This is a genomic window from Colwellia hornerae, from assembly GCF_007954355.1.
Taxonomy (GTDB): domain Bacteria; phylum Pseudomonadota; class Gammaproteobacteria; order Enterobacterales; family Alteromonadaceae; genus Colwellia_A; species Colwellia_A hornerae.
The window spans coordinates 1-20,133 of the sequence record NZ_VOLR01000007.1 but is presented as its reverse complement, the minus strand read 5'-3'; the positions used below and the strand labels follow the sequence as shown (position 1 = coordinate 20,133).

Sequence of the window (20,133 nt, the reverse complement as noted above, 5' to 3'; positions counted from 1 at the left end):
AAGTTGGCTGTTTATAACTGATTTTATAAACAGCTACCTTTATAAATTTTTTAATCGCTCGACAGACCTCAGATAAAATAAAATTACCCAAGCCTTTAGTAAAGCTATTTTTATTGCCCCCAAAAATTAACATTTTAAACCTAAACTATTATTAGCATAATTTGCACATTCTTACCTACAGCCCCTATCATATATGATAATAAAAACAAATAAACGATTAAAGTTATTGACATCCACAGAGAAAGGCGTATATTTTTTCAGCGCAAAATGGACAACAAAACAGCTAAGGAATAGCAATGTTTAAATACTGGTCAATAAAAAGTTATGGCACAAAATTGTTGCCTACACTCGAACGTGATTTTGGTTGTAAAGAATTCTATACCGCTTCTGAAGTTCGCACGACAATCTTTCAACACAACTTTTCTCCTACCTACTTACCTTTGGGTTACTTACTTTTTCTTGATGATATTTCATTAAAAGAGGCAATGTATATTGAGTTCCCCGATATAGATATTAGTAAATATCGTCAAGAGATTTCAAGTTATTTAATCAGTAAAAGCTACCATGGCTATTTACAGGTACTTCATCACTAGGTATAAAAACTATATCAATAAACATCTGATCATTTTTCTGGGTAAAACAATTCAATATTAAAATAAACCTTATATATATCGCCGTTTTCTTTGTATATAAAGTAAACCAGCTAATTAATTAAATGGCTGTTATTAACTTTACCTAAAGCATAAACCATGAAAAAATAAGCTGTTTTCTGATAATAGTAATAGGTAAAGTTTAATGACAATCGCTTGGCAGGTAAAACGTTTTAAAACGCTCAATATCGATGAACTGTACGAAATATTAAAACTTCGTATTGATGTTTTTGTCGTTGAGCAAACTTGTTTTTATGCTGACATTGATGATATTGACCGGCACGATGATACCGTACACCTATTTTGTTATCTAGAAGGTAAGATTGCCGGTTATTTACGTATTTTAGCGAAAGGGCAAAGTTACGACGATTATATTGCTATTGGCCGAGTCATTGTCGCCCCTCATGCTAGAGGCACAGGTTTAGGTCATCAATTAATGACTAAAGCTTTAAGCGTTTGCCAGCAATATTTCCCTGATCAGCAAGTAAAAATCTCAGCACAAGAACACCTTGAAAGCTTTTATGGTAAACACGGCTTTGAACGTGTCTCTGCCATGTATCTCGAAGATGATATTCCGCACATCGCTATGTTAAAAGTTAGCGAGTAAATAAACGTATTTATTCAACGGCTAATGCAAGCATAGCCTCAAATGAGCATAGCAATAACTTGCTTATTTGAGGCTATGTATAAACTCGAAAAATTGGGGTACTCGCTAAACGGCAGTAATAAATAAGCGGATGTTTTCAACCGCTAGTATAAGCATAACAAGGAATAGTGATAGCATGCCTATTTGACGCTGCTTAGAAACCCCGGTAGTTTTTGAAAGTCCTACGGCATGAAAAACACGGCCAATAAATAACATCGCGCCTAATGCATGCAACACTATCGGGCTTGCACCGTTCACTTCATAGATACCCAACATTAACAGCGCCATCGGGATGTATTCGGCAAAATTTCCATGTACACGAATAGCTTTGGCTAAAGGTTGATGACCACCGTCACCAATACCGGCTTTGAACCGTAAACGTAGACGAATAATATTGATGGCTAAACCAACAAATAAAAGTGCCAACAAACTCGTATAAAGACCGGTTATTGATAAACTGACTACCATTGAATTTCTTCTTATTATTTATAGATGAGGATATATAGTTTACGTTCTAAAATTTATATTGATAGAAGAAAAACAAAAAAGTTCGCCGAAGCGAACTTTTACCATACATTTTTCAACGCAGGTGATTATAGCAATATCCCAATAAAACTAACTTAATTCGTTAGCAAGTAAAGCACTGACTTCTTCAACCGGCTTAGTGCCGTCAATCGTTAGATATGAACATGCACCTGCTTTTGCTTCAGCTTGGTAATAGGCTACTAATGGCTTAGTTTGCTCATGGTAAATACCTAAACGCTTGCGAACAGTGGCTTCTTCATCATCAGGACGAATAGATAAGTCATCTCCGGTTTCGTCATCTTTACCTGCAACTTTAGGCGGATTGTAAACTAAATGATAAACACGACCAGAACCCGCATGAACACGACGACCACTCATGCGATCAACAATGACTTCATCAGGAACATCAAATTCAACAACACTGTCAACTGAAACACCGTTATCTTTCATGGCATCCGCTTGTGGAATTGTACGAGGAAAACCGTCAAGCAAAAAACCCGCTTTACAATCATCTTGTGTAATACGTTCTTTGACTAAACCAATAATCAGATCATCAGAAACTAATTGCCCAGCATCCATCACTGCTTTAGCTTTCTTACCCAGATCAGTACCCGCTTTAATAGCAGCACGTAACATGTCACCGGTAGAAATTTGTGGAATACCAAATTTAGCCATTAGGAATTGTGCTTGAGTGCCTTTGCCAGCGCCCGGAGCACCTAATAAAATAATGCGCATAAAATATTGCCTTATATGTTTAATATACTAATTAGGCTGTTGTACTGGTGTACAAAATATCTCGAATATAACAGCCAAATGAGTATTTTTTTGATTGTGCAACACTATACAAGTTCAATTGTAGTCAAACAAGTAGCATTACCGTTCTATCATCAAAAAAGGCGCTAAAAAGCTATTTTTTATACTAAAGTCTATGGGTTTATAGTGGTTTAATAAGCCATCTAAAAATAATTCACAAAAATATAATCAGCGAAGGAGCAAGCGAACAAGAACTACTGAGTCCACTTATATAAACAACAACCCTTGTGATAAAAGTCAAATCTCCAAGCACTTAGGTAATAAGTTACCTTTCTCTGCTGTGATATTGCCATAATCCAGCTTTACCTTAACCATACAACTAACAGGGGGAAAATTTAATGGCTCATTCAGTGGATATTCTGGACTAACATCATTTAAGGTAAAGCTTGCGTAGTAGCCTACTGATGGGGCATTGTGCTTGAGTGTAAAAGATTAATTTATTAACACTTAAGGTATTTTATATTTAAAGTTAAGCGTTAACGATACTTTTAATTAACGCTTCTAGGTAGTTCCCCCTATTGCTTGTTGACAATATTACCCTTATAAATTTATGTGGTAATAATGAGTAATCACACGATAAATTTTATGGAAAGTAGCAATGAATCAGAAAAATAGATATTGTAAAAATACTTTTTTCACCATTATATTTTGCCTTGTCGCCAGCTTATTAATGGCAACGTCTGTCTTTTCAAAGGACATAGTCAGTGAAGATGTTGATGAAATCATAAGTTTATTAAACCAACAAAAGTATTCAACAGACTATTTTCAAGAAAGGTTAGTAACTCGCTTAGCGGCCATTGATGACAGTGATCAAAAAATCAAGTTACTGATTCAATCTTGTGTCTACAGCATGTTTGCCGATCAATAAAGTGACGTAAAAACCTGTAGTCAGCGTCTCAGTGTTTTGGCCAAGCAAATTAAAAATAAAAGTGCGATTGAAATTGCCAAAATTTATTTAATCGTTGGCGAAATAAACCTACAAGATTCATCTGACGTCGCACATAAAAAATTAAGCACACTTTACCCAACATTAATCAGCCAGCACGCAAAAATTCACTATGATATTGCCTTTGCTATGACAGCTATCAGAGAAGATTTTCCTATTTTAGAAAATCAGATACTGCGTAATAGCCTACAAAAAATAATCGGGCAATCAAATTACTCTTTTGAAGAATTTGCTATGCTGTGGGCGTTATCGGCTATTTCTAAAGATGCAAATGAATATGTTGATTTAACTTTGCTGTTATTGCGCTCATCAAACAAACACAATTACGTCATTAATAAAGCTTCTTTTTTATATAATTTACAATGGCATTTAACTGGTGTAAACGAAATTATTATTGCCAATCGAGTCGCTAATGAGTTATTAAAACTGGCAAAAAAAGAAAAAGATGAAAGCAGTAAAGTATTACTTTTATTAGCTTACTTAGATAATAAAGCCCGACTCAAAGAAAGTATTCCCGCACAGACAATAACCTATATAAAATCAGTCACAACTGATGATGAATTTTGGCAAGCTTGGTTAAATACTGTCATCTCATTTTATTATGCAACAGAAAAAAATGAGCAAATGTCTTTGTATTATCTCAATGTAGCCAAACACTATTTTAATGCACAGCAAGATTTAGCTACCCCCGACGAATTTATTGAGATTGAATCAATACTGGCCTTTAATAGCAAAGACTATAGTAAGGCAATAACCTTGCAAGATAAATTCTGGTGGAAAAAATACTTAACGATAAAAACCAACCAGCAAAATAATATTATTGATGTCAGAAATACCCTAAAAAAAGTCATTGATGAAGAACAAAAAAGTAGGCTAGTTGTCGAGCAACTGTTATTGAAGTCAGAGCAAGCCAGTATCACACTGGCAACGGTGCTATTTATTATTTTTATTTTAGTGATCTTTCAATACAAAATGTATCTAAAACTAAAAAATGAAGTCCAAACAAGAGTTAAGGCTGAGGTAGGCTTACGTGAGGCAAAATCATTGGCGATAGCAGCTAAAATAGATGCAGAAAAAGCAACGTTGACCGCTGAAAAGGCCAATCAAGCTAAAAGCGAATTTTTATCTAATATGAGTCACGAAATCCGTACACCAATGAATGGTGTGTTAGGCTCATTACAAGTACTTAAACGAGAAAGTTTGTCTGATTCATCAAAAGAATTAGTTGATATAGGTATTATCTCCTCTAAAAATCTTCTGTCAATTATAAATGATATTTTAGATTTATCTAAAATCCAATCAAACAATATTAGCTTAGAGTCACTGCCAACTAACCTTGGCGAACAGTTCAAATCTATTACTTTTGAACTGTCCTTTTTAGCAAAACAGCAAGGTATTACCTTAACCTTTTCCATGGAAAAAGACTTTTATACATACTGGTTAACAGATCCGGTAAGATTAAGGCAAATTATTGTAAATTTAATTTCTAATGCGCTTAAATTTACCGCTAAAGGTGAAGTTAGCATCACGCTTATGGAAAGAGATGAAAACGTGGTCTTTGAAGTCAAAGACACGGGAATTGGGATATCTAAAGCTCAAATTAAAAAGCTCTTTATCCGTTATGAACAAGCGGATACTTCCACAACGAGAAATTATGGTGGTACAGGTCTAGGTTTGTCTATTGCAAAGCAATTAACAAATTTGATGGGTGGCGATATTACGGTCATCAGTGAGGAAAATGTTGGCTCTATTTTTAGTGTGGTATTACCATTAAAGAAAACCACATTGAAAAGTCATAGCAAGTTAGCATTGAAAAAAGCCCAAACGCCACAAGCAGGAGAACTCAATATTCTCTTGGCAGAAGACAATAAAATAAACCAAAAAGTCTTTAATGCTGTTGTTCGCCCAACTAAAGCCACCATACGTATTGCAAATGACGGCATAGAGGCAATAGTAGAGGTCGACAAACTACTACCTGATTTGATTTTTATGGATATTCAAATGCCAAATATGGATGGCGTTGAAGCATGTAAAGCCATTAAAAAGAGTCATCCAAATATTCCAATCATTGCATTAACAGCAAATGTTATGGCGCACGATATTAAAAAGTACCAACAAGCCGGATTTGATCATTGTTTAGGTAAGCCTATTGATGTTCATGAAATTTATACGCTATTACAAAGTTTTTTAACTAGTACAATGCCTATTAAAGACTAGTGATATTAATGACGGATATTTAAAAATCAAAGCAGTTACTTACATGCTTAGTTAATTCTCAATGTCCACAGGTTACTATTAACAGTTACTATAGGTCACCCCTACTATCAGATAAGAAAAACTGTTAAAGGCAAAATAACTGGCTATGCTAGCTATAACCTTGATGTTGAGATGAGTCTTGCCCTGTTGTTTTTAATTAATCAGTTCAAGTGAAAGTATATACTAGCCTAGTGGGTCTAGTATGTTGTTGTTCCATTGTATTATCGGAAGGCCCATGAATAAATTTTTTATCGCGTTAATTGCCGCCATTATTTTATTACCAAGCCTCTACGCTAGTATTTCGCCGACTTTATATACAGCCCAAGTGGAATGGCATAGTTATCAAGACGCGCGTGCGATGGACTCGACTAAACCAATTTTCGTCTTTGCTAAAATGCGCTTTTGTACAAGCTGTGCGGCAATGGAAAAAGATGTTTTTACCGACCCTGCCCTAGCTAAAGTATTAAATGAGCAATTTATTCCCGTAAGAGAAACCATCAACTTTATGCTTTCAAGCTTTGTTTTTGATGATCTTAAAGATAAAGAGGGTCAGCATCTTACCTTTAGAGGATTTCCAGCAGTGATGATAGTTCGCGGTGACCAGTATTCATTGAGTCATGGTTATAAAAGTGTTGAACAACTGCAAGCACTGTTAAATAAAGAAATAAACTAGGCTGAAATCGATACAAAAAAGGAGCCGAAGCTCCTTTTATTTTAATGTCTAAACAGTATGTGGTCTACCCTGCAAAGGTTAAAACTTACTTAGTAAGACTCAACATTAACTTGTTTAAACGGGCAACAAAACTTGCAGGGTCTTTTAAGCTACCACGTTCAGCTAACATCGCCTGTTCAAACAATACTTGCGTCCACTGATTGAATTTTTCGTCATCAGTTTCATTAGCAACATGTTTTACCAACTCATGTTCAGCATTGATTTCAAAGATAGGTAATGCGTCAGGCACTTCTTGTCCAACTGACTGCATAAGCTTCATCATCTGGCTGCTCATGTCGTGCTCATCGGCAACAATACAAGCGGGAGAGTCTGTTAAACGTTGCGACAATTTAACATCTTTCACTTTACCTGCTAACGATGTTTTAATGCGAGTAACCACAGAATCAAACTCTTGTTCAAGTTTTTCTTGTGCTTGTTTTGACTCTTCATCTTCCATATCGCCTAGGTCTAAACCGCCACGTGTGACCGATTGTAATTGCTTGCCATCAACTTCTGTTAAGTGGCTCACTAACCATTCATCGATACGGTCAGACATTAATAATACTTCAATGCCCTTTTTACGGAAGACTTCTAAATGAGGGCTGTTTTTAGCCGCTTCAAAGCTGTCTGCAACAACATAATAAATCTTTTCTTGTCCTTCTTTCATACGTGCTACGTATTCAGGAATAGAAACACTTTGTACCGCAGTATCATGCTCTGTTGAAGCAAAGCGCAATAAGTTGGCCACTTGCTCTTTATTACCTTGGTCTTCAGCTGGGCCTTCTTTTAATACTTGACCAAACTCGTTCCAAAATGACTGGTATTGCTCTTTGTCTTTTTTACCTAGTTTTTCAAGCATTTTAAGTACACGTTTAGTACAGCCTTTACGGATCGCTTGGGTAATTTTGTTATCTTGTAAAATTTCACGAGAAACGTTTAATGGTAAATCATTTGAGTCTAATAAACCTTTTACAAAACGTAAGTACGTTGGCATAAATTGTTCAGCGTCGTCCATTATAAATACGCGTTGAACAAATAGTTTTAAACCATGTTGCTTTTCACGGTTATGCATGTCAAATGGCGCTTTGCTTGGAATATAAAGTAATGAAGTATATTCTGTTTTACCTTCTACTTTATTATGTTCCCAGACAAGTGGGTCGCCAAAGTCATGCGATACATGTTTATAAAATTCTTTATATTCGTCATCAGACACTTCTGATTTTTCACGAGTCCACAGTGCTGTTGCTTTGTTGACCGGTTCCCATTTTGCAGGTACTTCAGCAACCGCATCAGCAGCTGGAACAGTAACATTGTCTTCGTCGTCTTTAACTTCAGCAACGGCTTCAACACCCGGAACTGCTGGCGTTAACATTTCAACAGAAACAGAGATATGATCTGAGTACTTAGTGACGATTGATTTTAAGCGCCAATCGTCAGCATATTCTTGCTCTTCTTCTTTTAAATGAAGAATAATATCGGTACCACGATTAGTCTTTGAAATTTTAGCTGTGGTGAATTCGCCTTCGCCAGCACTCGTCCATTCAACACCTTCAGATGCATCAACACCAGCAGCGCGAGAACGCACAGTTACCGAGTCTGCCACGATGAATGCTGAATAAAAACCAACACCAAATTGACCAATAAGTTGTGAGTCTGAAGCTTGATCGCCAGAAAGTTGCGAGAAAAACTCAGCCGTACCTGATTTAGCGATAGTCCCTAAATGATCAATGATTTGATCATGCGTCATACCAATACCGTTATCAGAAATGGTAAGGGTATTATTATCTTTATCGCAACTAACACGTACGCGTAAATCACCATCACCTTCATATAAATCAGCATTTGACAGTGCATTAAAGCGAAGTTTGTCAGCAGCATCGGCCGCATTTGATACTAACTCACGTAAGAATATTTCTTTATTTGAGTAAAGTGAATGGATCATTAATTTAAGTAACTTAGCGTTATCAGTTGCAAACTGATGATTTTCTTTTTGGCCTGTTTCTGACATTTGAAATATATCCTACATTTATCGGTGTTTAAAAGAGAGCATGCAAATATGATGCTCACGTTGATAGATAACATGTGGGGCTAAGAGAAATTATTTCAAGGGAATGTGATGTTTCTTAGCTAAAATAAATTTAAAAATATGCTTTGAATATGAGTTCAAAGCATAAATTTGCTCAAGATCAGAATGAATAGCTCTTACGTCCTGATAAGGCATGAGATAAAGTATTGCCGTCAACATATTCAAGTTCGCCACCAACAGGCACACCATGAGCTATTCGAGAAATAACCACTTGATATTTTTTAGCCAGTTCGGCAATAAAATGTGCGGTAGCTTCACCTTCAACGGTTGGGTTGGTTGCTAAAATGATTTCTTTAAACTGATTAGTCGCCAGCTGTTTCTCTAATATATCTAAGCCAAGATCATCGGGTCCAATACCATCTAGCGGCGATAAGTGGCCCATTAAAATAAAATAACGTCCTTGAAACTCCCCCGTTTGTTCTATAGCAATAACATCACCTGGACTTTCAACAATACAGAGTTGCTGGTTTATAAGTCGTTTAGCACTTTGGCAAATTTCACAGCTGTCATCTTCAGTAAAATTTCGACATTGTGAACAATGACCAATATTTTCCATCGCCACTTTTAATGTACCAGCTAGCTTAGCGCCGCCAATACGATTACGCTCAAGTAAATGAAACGCCATACGTTGCGCTGATTTAGCGCCAACACCCGGTAAGCATTTAAGTGAATTGATTAATTCTTGAACCAGTGGACTAAATTTCATAACAACCTTAAAAACAATGTTTGGCTAATTTTCAACGCAGGCAGTTTATCAGTTGAAGTATAAAAACCAAGATAAATTATTCTCTCGCCACTAAAAATAATACGCTATGATAGCTGAAGTATAATTATCAAAACGAACCGCTATGTTAGCCAATATCTTTATTACCTTAGCCTTACTCATTGTCAGCGCTTTTTTCTTATCTCGACATTTCACTTTACCTAAAAATATTTGGCTGCTTTTTATTGCCCAACCCCTTGTTATGGCGGCATCACCGGTGATTGTTTTTATTGGCGGCATATTGTCGACCAGCATGGCAGATGATCCTTCTTTAGCGACCTTACCCGTTACTGTGATGATTTTAGGGGTAGCTTGTGGTGCTATTCCTGCGGCTATGTTGGCAAAAAACAAAGGTCGACGCTTTGCTATTTTTAGCGGTTATAGTGTTGGCTTAGTTGCGACCCTAACGGCAATGGTCTCTGCAATTATTGCTAACTTTGAACTCTTTGTCTTTGCTGGTTTACTCTTTGGCATTAGTACCTCATTTATTCAGCAATTACGTTTTGCCGCCATTGAGAGTATTAAAGACGATAAAGATATTCCAACCGTGTTATCAATTTTGATGCTAAGTGGTATTTTTTCAGCGTTTTTAGGCCCTGAGATAGCCGTGGTTGCTAAAGATTGGCTCGCATCTCCCTATGGTTATGCCGGCTCATTTTTAGTGTTAGCAGGATTAATTGTTTGTGCGATGATTATCATGTTGAATTTTAAAAACACCCAGATTGAATCTCATCAACAAGTGGGTGACACTCGCCCCTTGAGTGAAATTATCAAACAACCTATTTTTATTATTGCCATATTATCAGCGGCCATTGGTTTTGCCTTAATGAGTTACTTAATGACCGCAACCCCCTTGAGCATGCACCAGATGAGCGGTCATAGCTTACACGACACAAAATGGGTAATTCAAAGCCATATTGCCGCGATGTTTATCCCTTCACTTTTTACCGCCTGGTTAGTAAAAAGAATCGGCTTAAAAAGCTTAATGTTAATTGGCACAGTGATTTATGCATTAGTCGCTGTTGTGGCACTTTCTGGCGAGCAGGTCATGCATTATTGGTGGGCACTGATTTTATTAGGCATAGGTTGGAATTTTTTATTTTTAACCGGTACAACGCTACTGCCGCAAAGCTATAAGCCGAGTGAACGGCACAAAGTACAAGCGATTAATGACTTTATTATTTTTGGCTTACAAGCGACTGCATCGTTACTCGCTGGTTGGGTTTTATTTAAAGCGGGTTGGCATACCGTCGTTCTTACCAGTATGCCCTTTATTGCCATACTCTTTGCAGTAACTTGGTTTTACTATATTAAAGACAGAAAAAAAACCACCAACGAGGCAGCTCAAGCTTAGCGATGCAAATAATAGCATCGACTTTTTTACCTGTGGTTAGCCTTGTATGAAAAACCAACGCCAGCGCTAACACTTTATAAGACTAGGTAATAAAGATTCACTCCATAAAATAAGTAAACCCTTAAGACTTGCGCTAAATGTCCCCAACGACCAGAAAGTTGATATTTGACGCTAAAGAAAATTAAAAAGTGTCAGCAAACTCAAAAGTGTCATCATGATTAACCCCTGATTAGGGAACGGCTTGACCATTTCTCGCTTCAAATAATCGATACCAGTCTTCACGGCTATAATTGAGTTCTAGTGCTACTTTTGCAGCAATAATGCGTTCCGGTGTGGTTGAACCAATAATAGGAAATATTTTCGCAGGGTGTTTTAGTAACCAAGCGAGAATAATTTGCCAAGGCTGACAGTTATAAACTTGTGCTTGCGACGTTAACTCGTCGGCGATACGTTGTTCATCTTCTACTGAAAAGCTATTCCCCCATGCAGAATAGGCAACACCACCTAGCGGGCACCAGGCAATTGGCGATAGTTTATCTTGTTGACATTGATCCAAAGTGCCGTCATTTAGCGCATCAATATTATGAATATTAATTTCTATCTGATTGACCAATAATGGCAAGTCTAAGGCACTTTGTAACATCGCAACTTGTGAGGGTTTAAAATTACTTACGCCAAAATGCGCAACTTTACCGCTGGTTTTGAGTTGCTGAAATGTTTCGGCAACTTCGTCAATATCAAATAAATAATCAGGGCGATGTAATAAGAAAAGATCGAGTTGCTCGCTATGCAAACGTTTTAAAGAACCTTCTACACTCGATAAAATATATGCTTTGCTAAAGTCATAGCGTGTTGGCGCATAAGTATTTTCATTGTTTTTTGGGCGAATGCTTGCTTTGGAGGTAAGGATCATCTTTTCTCGCAAGTGTGGTGCTTGCTTTAACAATTCACCAAATAATTGTTCACTTGCCCCGCCACCATAAATGTCGGCATGATCGAAATGATTGTAGCCAGCATCAATCGCGCTCAGGACAGCACGTTTGCCTTTATCAATAGCATTAACTGATTGATCACCTGCAATTCGCATACAACCATAGATTAATCGTGATGACTGAAGATTGCTCTTACCTAAACTATAATTTTTCATTACAACTTTGCTCTCGTTTTATCGCTAATTGACTGACATAATAGCGACTTTATGGTTGTTGTTCATCAACAACTCACTCACTGCATACGTATAAATAAGGTTTTTTCATTGCAACATTTTATTTGGGATATTGATCCAGTTTTACTTTCTATAGGTCCTTTAAGCGTTCATTGGTATGGTGCGCTATTTGCTGCCGCTATTATATCGGGTTTACAGGTGATGAAATGGGTGTATCAAACAGAGCACAAAAATCTGGAGGCGCTGGACAACTTACTGATGTATTCCGTATTAGGTATTATTATTGGTGCGCGCCTAGGACATTGTTTTTTCTACGACCCCCAGTATTACTTTGCTAACCCTTTAAAGATACTGGCGATTTGGCAAGGCGGTCTTGCTAGTCATGGTGGTGGTTTAGGGCTTATTATTGCACTCGGTATATATGCACGAAAGTATCAAGAAAACTATCTATGGTTACTCGATCGACTAGCTATTTGTACCGCTTTATTTGGTGTTTTTGTCCGTTCAGCTAATTTTGTTAACTCTGAAATATTAGGGGTTGCCAGCGGTGCGCCTTGGGCTATTATTTTCGCACGTATTGATAATATACCTCGCCACCCTGCGCAACTTTATGAAGCAATCGCTTATTTAATCATTTTTATTATTTTGTTTTTTATCTATAAAAAATCAAAAGATAAAACGCCAAAGGGTTCATTATTAGGCTTATTTTTAATATTAACCTTCACCGCTCGATTTTTAATCGAATCAGTAAAAGTTAAACAAGCAGCCTATGAGTCGATTTGGGCGTTAAATACTGGGCAAATGCTGAGTATTCCATTTTTTATCGCGGGTATCGTTTTATTAATATGGTCGTTATCTGCCAAGAACAAACTAAAATAAGCTGAGTAGCATAATGAGTAAAAAATATTACGTGGTTTGGAAAGGTTCAAAAACGGGTGTATTTGACAACTGGACCACAGTTCAATCAGTAACATCAGGGCGCGCTGATGCTCAATTTATGGGGTTTCCTTCACAAGCTGAAGCAGAAGCGGCTTTTAAGTCAACTTACACCAAAGCATTAACCCAGCGATCTTTAAAAACACCACCACGCAACGGAGCTGAATACCCCGCCGCGGCTAAAACGGCAAGTTCATCATTAAGTCGAGTAACAGGTTCAACAAAACCTGCTGGTAGTACTGTACGCAGCGATCGTGAAGTCACTAAAGCTAATATCGATATTTATTGTGACGGTGCGTGTTCGCCCAACCCAGGAAAATCAGGCACTGGTGTCGCAGTTTATCATCAGGGTGAAATTCATAGCCTTTGGTATGGTGCCTATAACGCCAATGGTACTAACAACACCGCTGAGTTAATTGGTATGTTACAAGCCTTTAAATTGGCGAAGGCTTATATTGAAGCCAATCCTGATAAAACCATTCAAGTGCTGTCTGATTCTAAATATTCTATCGACAGCATTACGAAATGGGCAACAGGATGGAAAAATAAAGGTTGGAAAAAAGCCAATGGTGAAGCGATTAAAAATCCAGAATTAGTCAAGGTTTGCTATACACTCTACCAAGAAATTAAAAAAAACATTGCGATTACTCATGTTAAAGGTCACGCGAATATTGAAGGTAATGAGCTCGCCGATCGCATGGCTGTGCTCGCTAGGACCTCACAAGAAGTCGGCTTTATACAATATCAACAAAAAATAAATATTCGCGAAATATTAGCGACCGAAGCCGGCTAATAAGTCAATAAATAACACGGCTATATAGTGAACAACCCCATTCATTATAAGCGCCTTTTACCTCTAGTCTAAATAGGAAAAAAGAGACTATATTCAATCGTTTCTTTTTTCCGTATTAACCGAAATTTTTCGGTGCTTTTCTCAATTCAAGCTATACTAATGTTCTATTTGTTATCAGAAACTCAGCCATTATGGATCTTTCAAATCATACAATGTCTTGTTTATTCTCCCAACTAGGCATTAATAACAGCCAGGTAGATATAGCGCATTTTATTGAGACCATAGAGGCATTCCAGCACAATTACCCTTGCACCAAGCAAAAGTATGGAGCCCATCACAAGCTATTTTTTAAAGGAAGCCGTACAAGAAGACTCTGATTGGTCGGAAATTGTTGATAGCTTAGATTCTTCGTTACGTTAATACCAAGCAATGCATAAAAATTAGGCCTGTGCATTAACGTTAAAATATAATCGTGATAAAACATCTACCAATAAAGTACTTAATTTAACCTTAAAGTTGATTCCGCGCGTTAATCTACTTTAATTATGCTGTTATAAACAATATAGTGTTAAATAGCAGAGTGTAAAATCTATATAATGGAGATAATAAATGTCGGATAATAAAAAATACCGTTTAGTAACACGTAGTGATTTTGATGGTTTAGTTTGTGCTATTTTACTCAAACATATTAATTTAGTTGACGGTATTCTCTTTGTTCACCCCAAGGATATGCAAGACGGAATTATAGCGGTTGGTCCAGATGATATTTCCACCAACTTACCTTATGTTGACGGTGTTCATATCGCCTTTGATCACCATCATAGTGAAACACTTCGTAATGAAAAGCGCGCTAACCATGTTATTGACCCTGATGCGCCTTCTGCTGCTCGTGTTGTTTATGACTACTACGGTGGCTTAAAAACGTTCCCAGCAAGCTGGACCAGCATGATGGCAGCAGTAGATAAAGGCGATTCAGCACAATTTAATAAAGAAGAAGTTTTGCATGCCAAACGCTGGGAATTACTTAATTTTATCATGGACTCACGCACAGGTTTAGGCCGTTTCAGAGAGTTTCGTATTTCAAACTATGAACTGATGATGGACTTAATTGATTTTGGTAAAGATCATAACATTGACCAATTACTCGCTCTTCCTGATGTTAAGGAACGCACCGATCTTTATTTTGAGCACGAAGAAAAATTTAAAGAGCAAATTAAGCGCTGCGCAACCGTATACAATAACTTAGTAGTGTTAGATTTAAGAGAAGAAGAAATTATTTACTCTGGTAATCGTTTTGTTATTTATGCCTTATTTCCTCAATGTAATATTTCAATTCATGTTATGTGGGGACTGAAGAAACAAAATACTGTTTTTGCTACTGGAAAATCTATTTTTGATCGCAGTGCAAAAACAAATGTTGGCGAACTCATGTTGAAATACAATGGCGGCGGACATAATGCGGCGGGAACCTGTCAAGTTCCACATGATCAAAATGAAGCTTGCCTTGCTGAGCTTATTGCGACAATTAATGCCGATGGTTAAGCCGTTGGTCTGCCCAAGACACTCGGTTCAATAGCGGTTAACTATTGCCATCAAGGATGATGGCAAAATACTTAGCTGATCAAAAATATTAATAACCTTTATTCCAGTTGATATAAAGAGGTATCTGGGCGTTGCTTCGATATTTTTTAATATTGTTGGTCACAATTTCCCCTGCGCTTTCAAAATGTGTTGGTGCAGAAATATGGGGAAGGACCGTTATTTTTTCATGTGACCAAAAGGCATGACTTTCATCTAAAGGTTCATGTTCAAAAACATCTAAAATGGCATGTTCAAGATGGTCATTAGCTAAGTACTTAATAAGGTCATTATTAGCGACTATGCCACCTCGAGCAAAGTTAATAATACTGGCGCCTTGAGGTAGCTTGGTCAGTAAATCATCATTAATGAGATGATAAGTGGCTGCCGTTAGGGGTAATAAACAAATTAAAATATCAGTTTGCTTAACCATAGTCGCTAAGCCCTCGTCTCCCCAATAGCATTGAACGCCATTAATTAACTTTTCGCTTTGACTCCAACCAAGCACATTAAAACCATTTTCATGTAAGCGTAACGCGCTGAGCTTACCTAATCTACCCAGGCCTAAAACACCTAAAGTGCGCTCTTTTGGCAGTAAATATCGATGTTGTAACCACAGCGCTGACTTTTGTTGTTGTAAGTATTTTGGCATATCACGATGTAAATAGAGTACCCACGTTAATACCGCCTCACTCATGGTTTGCGCTAATATTGGATCAATTAACCGCACTAACTTAAAGCTTGGCGCTGGCTTATCATGGCTTAATTGCGAAACTAGTGCATCGACGCCTGCCCATAGGCTCTGTACCCATATTAACTTGGGGTACTGTGACAAAACATCAACATCTGGGTTAGCCACAATAGCGATTTCACATTGCAGCTTTTGCTCGATGGATAAATCTTTATCAAGCTTAATCGCTTCATTTGGCAGCTTAGCTGATAATAACGCTAACCAAGCAGCTTGCTCGTGCTGAGCAAGTTGACTAACAAAAGTAATAACGGCCATCGTCAAATCCTTCTTATTGGCATTATTCTTTCAAAACCATATCAATACACATCACGGCGGCAAGGATCAGCTTTCTAACCGGATGATCTTCAGGAACATCGGCAGAAATTTCTAAGACATAATTGTCAGCACTGGTAAATAATTCCTTACCTATGCCACCCCACTCTTTTGATATATGAGCGAGTTCATCATTGCCATCCATAAAGCGAAAATTCCAACCAACCCAATTACCTTTTAACTGGCAGACAAGGCGGTCTTGGTTATCAAAGATATCGAATTTACCGCCAATTGAAAATAATTTTTGCTGAAAATAACCAATATCATTACCATCACAATCAGAAATGATTACTTTTGAAACAAGCAAAGAGATACCGCGCTGAATGCGAATGATTCGCTGATCGTCGGGTGTACGTATCTGAACATCAAAGGGTGTCATGGTTTTGTAATCGGTGAAGCGCAGCATTTTAGTAAAAAAACCTAAATTAGGCTCTCGACATTCCATAATGATATCCCCGGTTTCAGGATCATAAATATCATAATTATTTGCGGCTTTAAATATGCCGACATGCTCTTTGATTATATAAGTATTCTTATTAATTATAGTATTCATTAAATGCTCACTCCGTGAGTCTAGCGGTTGTTATTACGACAATTATTTACCATAATATTTTATATTGTTGTTTATATTAATTAAAGACTAACTGTTAAGCCCTTTAATATGACGTTATTTTACAGCTTTAATGGCTTGCTCTAAATAGGCAGACATTTCAATTAATACTTTATTCTTACTGGGTTTAATTGTCGCATATAATGCGTACAAAAAACTCTGTGTGTTATGCAATTTAATTAACCCTTGTTCACTTTGATATACATCTTGCCACTGCTTAAAAGGAGCGGACTCAGCCACTTTATCAAGCCAGTGGTGAAAATCATCCATAATATATTCTTCTCGTAAAAAAACATATATAACAGCCATGGCAATTCGTTTTGATTCACCTTCCACATATGAATGTTGAAGGTGAGCAGTAATTTGACTGGCTAAAGCGTCCAGTATCTTATCGAGTTGCGCTTTGTTAACTTCAGGGTTTAACGCCAGTTGCAGCATAAGATCTGCAGAGTGAGCGATACTATGCTGCCAGCCAACTTTAGCTGAAAAACCGCGATAATCTTTTACATTAGTTAAAAAGTTCGTTCCTACCTTAACTAAATAATCTCTTTGCTTAGTAGTTAAAAAAGGTGACTGTCTGTCGACACGTGCCACTTCGGCTAAGACCAAGATTGAAAATGACTGATAGACACCAAAAGTGTCAGTTACTTTAAATTCCAAAACACGCGTTAAATAGTTAAACATTTTAAGATGTGTTGCTTGGCTGAGTTGTTCATTGCGCAGCCAATTACTTAATGCTTCGAAAGCAATACCGTCCCTTATCTCTGCATCTGGGCTTGCTAGACAAGCCAGTAATTGTAGCGCTAAAGCTTCTTTATCAGCTTTGTTTTCAAGAATAAATTTATCATTTTTGAGTTGCAGTAGTTCTTGTTTTTGCCATTGGTTTGATAAACACTGAGTATTCACCTGCTGGGCATTAATAAGTATTTCTTCATTCGCAGCAAAAGCATAGCTACTGATAAACACCCCCCCTATTATTGACATTTGTAATGAAAATTTCATCTTACGTCCTTTTAAAGTCATTCAATTAGCCGACAAAATCATCACTAAAAGATAACATTACATCTACAAAATAAAAACATATTATTGGCCATAAATATTTTAAAAAACAATAATATTCAACCTATAACCATCGTTTACTTTCGTCCACTCTTTCTAAATTAAAGCTTGGAAAAAGATATTTCCATTAAGAGCAATTGTTAGTATGGGTTTACCTGTTAATGTAATAAATTAAAAATAACTATAAATAACAGTGGATTATTGTAGACAGACAATAAGTTTTCAAAATAATTTGTTGCTGTTATTATAAAATGTCGTTTTTTAACTAAAAATTGCCGCTAATGTACTATGCACAACAACTACAAACCCGTAATACTGATGGCATGCTTTATTAAAGATATCACCAGTAGAGAAGTCTTTAATATTAAGTAAATAACTTAATGATTATCAATATCAATTGATAGTACTTTTACCTTAATACATATAAAAACTATAAAATTAATTTTAGAGGTTAATAAAATGAAAATGAACTTAACAAAATTATCTTTAGCGACTTTATTAGCATTATCTGCATCAACATCTGTCATGGCTTCAAATGGCGTGAATGCAAATCACAGTAATATGAACGGCAAATCAATTAATGCGGTTACACAACTAAGTGCTGACTACAGCTTCAAAGCCGGTAAGTCATTTTCAACGGTAAAAGGTAATAGTAAGCAAAAAGCACAAATGTTTTATAAAGGTGTGCCCGTATTTGGACAGTCATTAGTATTAGAGCAAGACAACGCGGGTCGTAATGTTGGCACGCAAGGCTCTTTAATGGTTAACATTTCTGATGATTTAGGCTCTGTAACTCCTGGCATGCTGCGTGGTAAAGCGCTTGGAAAATTAAAGCAATTATTGGGTCACAACAACATTAAAAACTCAAAAACTGAATTAGTTATTTATGTAAATAGTGCCAATAAAGCACAACTAGCTTACCGCGTTGAATACTTAGCAAGTGATAGTGAGGTGCCAAGTCGCCCAATGGCATTTATTGATGCCAACAATGGTGATGTCTTGTTATCTTGGCAAGGCATTAACCATGCAAAATCAGGTAAAGGTAAACCAGGCAGTGGCGGTGGTGGTGGATCAACTACACCAACAACATTAACAGGCCCCGGCGGTAATGCTAAAACTGGTATTTACTATTACGGCACTGACTTTGCTAATATTATAGCAACGTCAGATGGCTCTACTTGTACTTTAGATAGCCCAAATGTCATAACAACTGATATGGGTAACAGCACACGTCGTGGCAGCACTGCACAAGTCGCTTGTGGCGATACCGGTCAAGACTTAACAAATGGTGCCTTCGCACCAATGAACGATGCTCAAGCTTTTGGTAATGTTATCTTTGATATGTATAGTGATTGGTACGGTGTTACCCCACTCTCACAAAAATTAGAGATGCGCGTGCATTATGGTCGTAACTATGAAAATGCATTTTGGGATGGTACAGCCATGTCCTTTGGTGACGGCGCAACAACATTCCACCCATTAGTTAGTCTGGATGTATCAGCTCATGAAGTTAGTCATGGTGTTACAGAGCAACGTTCTGGTCTGGTTTATAGTGGTGAGTCTGGAGGTATGAACGAAGCATTCTCTGATATGGCCGGTGAAGCAGCTGAAAATTATATGCACGGTTCAAACGACTGGATGGTTGGAGAACAAATTTTTAAGGGTAATGGCGCATTACGCTACATGGACGATCCAACCAAAGATGGTCGTTCTATTGCTCATGCATCAGATATGACCAGCGGTTTAGATGTTCATTTAAGTTCAGGTGTTTATAACAAAGCCTTCTATTTACTTGCAACGACCAATGGCTGGACAGTACAAGATGCATTTGGCGTAATGTTACGTGCTAATAACTTATACTGGACGCCAAGCTCTACTTTTGATGCTGGCGCATGTGGTGTTGAATCGGCGGCAACGGATCTTGGATTGAATTCAAGTGACGTGACAGCCGCTTTCGCAACAGTTGGCGTTAACTGCCCGTAACTGTACTCGCGAATATGAATTTAAGACCAGCATTGCTGGTCTTTTTTTTTATATAAAATACATTTAGTAGAGCCTGTAACAGATTTTGTGTAACTGCCCGTTTTAAATAAAGTCCTTTAAGCGGTCTTCGAATTCAATCATAAATCGATTCAAGGCCGTTTTCCAGTTTCTTATCGGCATCGTCCATTTCTTGGA

Annotated in this window: 19 protein-coding genes and 1 pseudogene; 12 read left to right on the top strand and 8 right to left on the bottom strand. The window is 37.2% G+C overall.

What is annotated here, in order from left to right; translation table 11 throughout:
- The first annotated feature begins 296 nt into the window (after positions 1 to 296).
- Complete coding sequence (locus ESZ26_RS06185) at positions 297 to 593, top strand: hypothetical protein (protein ID WP_146798885.1); 297 nt, start codon at positions 297 to 299, stop codon at positions 591 to 593.
- A 202-nt stretch (positions 594 to 795) separates the two neighbouring features.
- On the top strand, positions 796 to 1,257 hold the full coding sequence (locus ESZ26_RS06180) for a GNAT family N-acetyltransferase (protein ID WP_146798884.1): 462 nt from the start codon (positions 796 to 798) through the stop codon (positions 1,255 to 1,257).
- A 105-nt stretch (positions 1,258 to 1,362) separates the two neighbouring features.
- On the opposite strand, the gene ESZ26_RS06175 is transcribed toward ESZ26_RS06180, so the two are convergent.
- Together ESZ26_RS06175 and adk are read right to left on the bottom strand one after the other, a co-directional pair.
- Positions 1,363 to 1,764, bottom strand: coding sequence for an MAPEG family protein (locus ESZ26_RS06175; protein ID WP_146798883.1), 402 nt, complete (start codon positions 1,762 to 1,764; stop codon positions 1,363 to 1,365).
- Between the two features lie 147 nt (positions 1,765 to 1,911).
- A complete protein-coding gene (gene adk, locus ESZ26_RS06170) occupies positions 1,912 to 2,556 on the bottom strand; it encodes an adenylate kinase (protein ID WP_146798882.1) in 645 nt (214 codons plus the stop codon).
- Positions 2,557 to 3,232: 676 nt separating this feature from the next.
- On the opposite strand from adk, the gene ESZ26_RS06165 reads away from it, so the two are divergent.
- From ESZ26_RS06165 to ESZ26_RS06155, 3 genes are all read left to right on the top strand, one after another.
- Positions 3,233 to 3,502: a hypothetical protein gene (locus ESZ26_RS06165; RefSeq protein ID WP_146798881.1), complete on the top strand. Its 270-nt coding sequence runs from the start codon at positions 3,233 to 3,235 to the stop codon at positions 3,500 to 3,502.
- A gap of 36 nt (positions 3,503 to 3,538) precedes the next feature.
- Positions 3,539 to 5,797, top strand: a complete 2,259-nt coding sequence (locus ESZ26_RS06160; RefSeq protein WP_146798880.1) for an ATP-binding protein — start codon at positions 3,539 to 3,541, stop codon at positions 5,795 to 5,797.
- Positions 5,798 to 6,071: 274 nt separating this feature from the next.
- Positions 6,072 to 6,509 carry a DUF255 domain-containing protein gene (locus tag ESZ26_RS06155; protein WP_170246323.1) on the top strand — a complete coding sequence of 146 codons (438 nt, stop codon included), beginning with the start codon at positions 6,072 to 6,074 and terminating at the stop codon, positions 6,507 to 6,509.
- A gap of 85 nt (positions 6,510 to 6,594) precedes the next feature.
- On the opposite strand, the gene htpG is transcribed toward ESZ26_RS06155, so the two are convergent.
- Both htpG and recR read right to left on the bottom strand, forming a co-directional pair.
- Positions 6,595 to 8,556, bottom strand: coding sequence for a molecular chaperone HtpG (gene htpG / locus ESZ26_RS06150; RefSeq protein WP_146798878.1), 1,962 nt, complete (start codon positions 8,554 to 8,556; stop codon positions 6,595 to 6,597).
- A gap of 178 nt (positions 8,557 to 8,734) precedes the next feature.
- Complete coding sequence (gene recR, locus ESZ26_RS06145; RefSeq protein WP_146798877.1) at positions 8,735 to 9,340, bottom strand: recombination mediator RecR; 606 nt, start codon at positions 9,338 to 9,340, stop codon at positions 8,735 to 8,737.
- 142 nt (positions 9,341 to 9,482) lie between these two features.
- Here recR and ESZ26_RS06140 point away from each other — a divergent pair, with 142 nt between their 5' ends.
- Positions 9,483 to 10,751 carry an MFS transporter gene (locus tag ESZ26_RS06140; RefSeq protein WP_146798876.1) on the top strand — a complete coding sequence of 423 codons (1,269 nt, stop codon included), beginning with the start codon at positions 9,483 to 9,485 and terminating at the stop codon, positions 10,749 to 10,751.
- A 229-nt stretch (positions 10,752 to 10,980) separates the two neighbouring features.
- On the opposite strand, the gene ESZ26_RS06135 is transcribed toward ESZ26_RS06140, so the two are convergent.
- Entirely contained in the window at positions 10,981 to 11,898 is a 918-nt protein-coding gene (locus tag ESZ26_RS06135; protein WP_146798875.1) for an aldo/keto reductase, read from the bottom strand.
- Between the two features lie 108 nt (positions 11,899 to 12,006).
- Between ESZ26_RS06135 and lgt the strand changes: the two genes are divergently transcribed.
- From lgt to ESZ26_RS06115, 5 genes and pseudogenes are all read left to right on the top strand, one after another.
- Positions 12,007 to 12,795 (top strand): prolipoprotein diacylglyceryl transferase, encoded by a 789-nt coding sequence (lgt, locus tag ESZ26_RS06130; RefSeq protein ID WP_146798874.1) that lies wholly within the window; start codon positions 12,007 to 12,009, stop codon positions 12,793 to 12,795.
- Between the two features lie 13 nt (positions 12,796 to 12,808).
- Complete coding sequence (locus ESZ26_RS06125; RefSeq protein ID WP_146798873.1) at positions 12,809 to 13,645, top strand: ribonuclease H family protein; 837 nt, start codon at positions 12,809 to 12,811, stop codon at positions 13,643 to 13,645.
- 191 nt (positions 13,646 to 13,836) lie between these two features.
- A pseudogene (locus ESZ26_RS19620) lies at positions 13,837 to 13,896 on the top strand (hypothetical protein); the annotation flags it as partial.
- Positions 13,897 to 13,969: 73 nt separating this feature from the next.
- Positions 13,970 to 14,065: a DUF2789 family protein gene (locus ESZ26_RS19585; RefSeq protein ID WP_342353830.1), complete on the top strand. Its 96-nt coding sequence runs from the start codon at positions 13,970 to 13,972 to the stop codon at positions 14,063 to 14,065.
- Positions 14,066 to 14,254: 189 nt separating this feature from the next.
- Positions 14,255 to 15,187 carry a DHH family phosphoesterase gene (locus ESZ26_RS06115; RefSeq protein ID WP_146798872.1) on the top strand — a complete coding sequence of 311 codons (933 nt, stop codon included), beginning with the start codon at positions 14,255 to 14,257 and terminating at the stop codon, positions 15,185 to 15,187.
- A gap of 88 nt (positions 15,188 to 15,275) precedes the next feature.
- Here ESZ26_RS06115 and ESZ26_RS06110 read toward each other — a convergent pair whose 3' ends face one another.
- The 3 genes from ESZ26_RS06110 to ESZ26_RS06100 form a co-directional block, all read right to left on the bottom strand.
- The gene (locus ESZ26_RS06110) at positions 15,276 to 16,229 is read right to left on the bottom strand and encodes a 2-hydroxyacid dehydrogenase (protein WP_146798871.1); all 954 of its coding nucleotides are present in this window, start codon (positions 16,227 to 16,229) and stop codon (positions 15,276 to 15,278) included.
- A gap of 22 nt (positions 16,230 to 16,251) precedes the next feature.
- Positions 16,252 to 16,839, bottom strand: coding sequence for an LURP-one-related family protein (locus tag ESZ26_RS06105; protein ID WP_146798870.1), 588 nt, complete (start codon positions 16,837 to 16,839; stop codon positions 16,252 to 16,254).
- 114 nt (positions 16,840 to 16,953) lie between these two features.
- Entirely contained in the window at positions 16,954 to 17,898 is a 945-nt protein-coding gene (locus tag ESZ26_RS06100) for a DUF2785 domain-containing protein (RefSeq protein WP_170246322.1), read from the bottom strand.
- A 516-nt stretch (positions 17,899 to 18,414) separates the two neighbouring features.
- Here ESZ26_RS06100 and ESZ26_RS06095 point away from each other — a divergent pair.
- On the top strand, positions 18,415 to 19,938 hold the full coding sequence (locus ESZ26_RS06095; RefSeq protein WP_146798868.1) for a M4 family metallopeptidase: 1,524 nt from the start codon (positions 18,415 to 18,417) through the stop codon (positions 19,936 to 19,938).
- Positions 19,939 to 20,133: the final 195 nt, after the last annotated feature.